Origin of the sequence: Arthrobacter sp. Hiyo1 (genome assembly GCF_001263615.2) — a bacterium.
Classification (GTDB): Bacteria; Actinomycetota; Actinomycetes; order Actinomycetales; family Micrococcaceae; genus Arthrobacter.
This window is the reverse complement of record NZ_DF952473.1, coordinates 34,554-37,366: the sequence shown is the minus strand read 5'-3', so window position 1 is coordinate 37,366 and position 2,813 is coordinate 34,554. Positions and strand designations below refer to the sequence as shown.

Annotated in this window: 1 protein-coding gene and 2 pseudogenes; all 3 read left to right on the top strand. The window is 65.3% G+C overall.

Going from position 1 to position 2,813, the window contains the following annotated elements; all coding sequences use genetic code 11:
* Nucleotides 1–608: phosphopantothenoylcysteine decarboxylase domain-containing protein (locus tag AHiyo1_RS26985; RefSeq protein WP_275937069.1), on the top strand; the 608-nt coding region annotated here is incomplete at its 5' end.
* Between the two features lie 91 nt (nucleotides 609–699).
* Nucleotides 700–1,928, top strand: a pseudogene (gene metK / locus AHiyo1_RS15760) (methionine adenosyltransferase).
* 93 nt (nucleotides 1,929–2,021) lie between these two features.
* Nucleotides 2,022–2,813: pseudogene (locus AHiyo1_RS15755) on the top strand (primosomal protein N'); the annotation flags it as partial.

Below are 2,813 nucleotides of genomic sequence, written 5' to 3'. Positions count from 1 at the left end.
CTTCCGGCAAGCAGGGTGTTGCGCTGGCCGCCGCGGCCCTTGACGCAGGAGCCCACGTGAGGTTTCTCGCTGCCCACATGGACGTCCAGGCACCTGCCGGCGTCGAACTGGTCCAGGTTGAATCCGCACTGGAGCTCCGTGACGCCGCGCTGGAAGCCGCCGTCGGCTCCGACGTCGTGATCATGGCCGCGGCTGTCGCGGATTTCCGTCCTGCCGAGGTTTCAGACACGAAAATCAAGAAGGTCAACGGCAACGACGCCCCCGTGGTGCGCCTCGTGCAGAACCCGGACATCCTGCATGAACTGGTAGTGCGCCGCGACGCCGCGGCATCCACGCAGTTGATCATCGGGTTTGCGGCCGAAACCGGGGACGAAGACGGCGACGTCCTGGAACACGCCACCGCCAAGCTCAAACGCAAAGGCTGCGACCTTTTGGTGGTCAACCAGGTCGGCGTTGGGCGAGTGTTCGGCCAGGACCAGAATTCTGTGATCATTCTCTCCGGCCATGGCGCGGCGCCGCAGTCGGCGGCGGGTTCCAAATCCGACGTCGCGGCCGCTGTCATTGACCGAATCAGCACTGAACTAAGCCGAGTACGCCCGGCCACGTAGGCGCCGGCGAGGCTCATTTCCTGGCTGGTCCATCCTTAGCATAGGGACATACGGCGGAAGCCGGCCGCCCCCAACCGAGTAAGGTAGTCGAGTGACTTTACCGCTGCACCATGAATCCCACGGCACCCCGTCCAAGCTCCGGCTCTTCACCTCGGAGTCGGTTACGGAAGGGCACCCGGACAAAATCTGCGACCAGATCAGCGACGCCATCCTTGATGCGCTCCTGGCGGCAGACCCTGAGTCGCGCGTGGCTGTTGAAACCATGGCCACCACGGGCTTGGTGCATGTAGCCGGTGAAGTCACGACGGACGCGTATGTTGAAATCCCGCAGATCGTCCGCGAGACCATCCTCGGAATAGGGTACGACTCGTCGGCCAATGGCTTCGACGGCGCCCGTTGCGGCGTGTCTGTCTCCATCGGACAGCAGTCCAACGACATCGCCGGCGGCGTCTTCAATTCGCTCGAAGCCCGCGAAGGCCGCCAGGAGGACGACTACGACCTTCAGGCGCCGGTGACCAGGGCATCATGTTCGGCTACGCGAGCGATGAGACCCCGTCCTATATGCCGACGCCCATTTGGCTCGCACACCGCCTTTCGGAGCGCCTTACCGAAGTCCGCAAGAGCGGCGAACTGGCCTACTTGCGCCCCGACGGCAAGACCCAGGTGACGGTCGGCTACGACCGTGACCGTCCGGTTTCCGTTGAAACGGTGGTTATCTCCAGCCAGCACGCAGAGGGAACCCACCTCGATCTCTTGCGCGCCGATCTCGCCTCGCACGTGATCGACCCCGTCCTGGCTGCGGCCAACCTGGATATCTCCCACGTCGCGAATATCCTGAATCCCGCCGGCGCCTTCGTCATCGGCGGTCCCGTCGGCGATGCCGGGCTGACAGGCCGCAAGATCATCGTTGATACGTACGGCGGCATGGCCCGCCACGGTGGCGGTGCCTTCTCCGGCAAGGATCCGTCGAAGGTGGACCGCTCGGCGGCCTACGCGATGCGCTGGGTAGCAAAGAACGTTGTGGCAGCAGGCTTGGCCAAGCGGGCCGAAATCCAGATCGCCTACGCGATCGGCCAGGCACGTCCGGTGGGTACCTACGTGGAAACCTTTGGTACCGAGAGTGTCGACCCGGCCAAGATCAGCGAAGCGATTGCGGAGATCTTCGACCTCCGTCCGCGCGCCATCATTGACGCCCTCGACCTCAAGCGCCCCATCTACGCCAAGACGGCGGCGCATGGCCACTTCGGCCGCGACGAGCCGGATTTCACGTGGGAACGATTGGACCGCGTGGACGAATTGAAGGAATTCTTCAACGCCTGAAACGGCTTGCCCGTGCCGGCCGGAATCCGGAATTGTCGGTGGGGCCTGCTTGGATTGGACGAAGGCATCCGGCACTCCAGGGAGGTGACAAGCATGAGCGATGGTTCGTTGCTTCCGTTTGCCATGGTGTCGTCTTCGCCGGCCCGTCAGCCGTCCTTGCTCCAAGGCTTCCCCTCGCGCGGGAACGACGTCGGCGGACCGCCGCTCGCGGCGAGCAACCCGGTGGCGCGGGTCTTGATCGAATCATCCTTGCTGCATCTCGACAGGCCCTTTGACTACAGTGTCCCGGCCGAGTTGGAGGGGACGGCCCTGGCAGGCGTCCGGGTCAAAGTCCGCTTCAGCGGCCAGGAACTCAGCGGCTACGTCCTGGAGCGCATGGAATCGTCGGAAGCCGGGCATGCCCTGACTCCCCTTCTCAAGGTGGTTTCAGCCGTCCCGGTGCTGACTCCGGCGTTGCTGGACCTTGCCACGAGTGTCGCGGCCCGCTACGCCGGAACGCGCAGCGATGTCCTCCGGACCGCCATTCCGCCCCGCGTCGCGCGGCTGGAGAAGCTGCTCCTGTCCGGCGATTCCCTTTCGGACGAGCCGGCCACCCCTGCCGAACACACCGAGGCGCCCCAGGGCATCCCGTCCCAGGGCTCGGCCTCGCAGGCGCACGCGGCGTGGGCTTCCTACACCAACGGAGCGCCATACTTGCAACACCTGGCCGGGGGTGGCTCACCCCGCGCGGTCTTGACGGCAACGCAGGGTTTTGGAACCGCAGGCTGGCCCGAGCTCGTGGCATCCGCGGTGGCGGCAGTCCGCTCCTCAGGGCGGGGCGCCGTCGTCGTCGTTCCCGACTATCGTGATCTCGACCGCATGGAGGCGGCACTGCGCGCTGTCCTG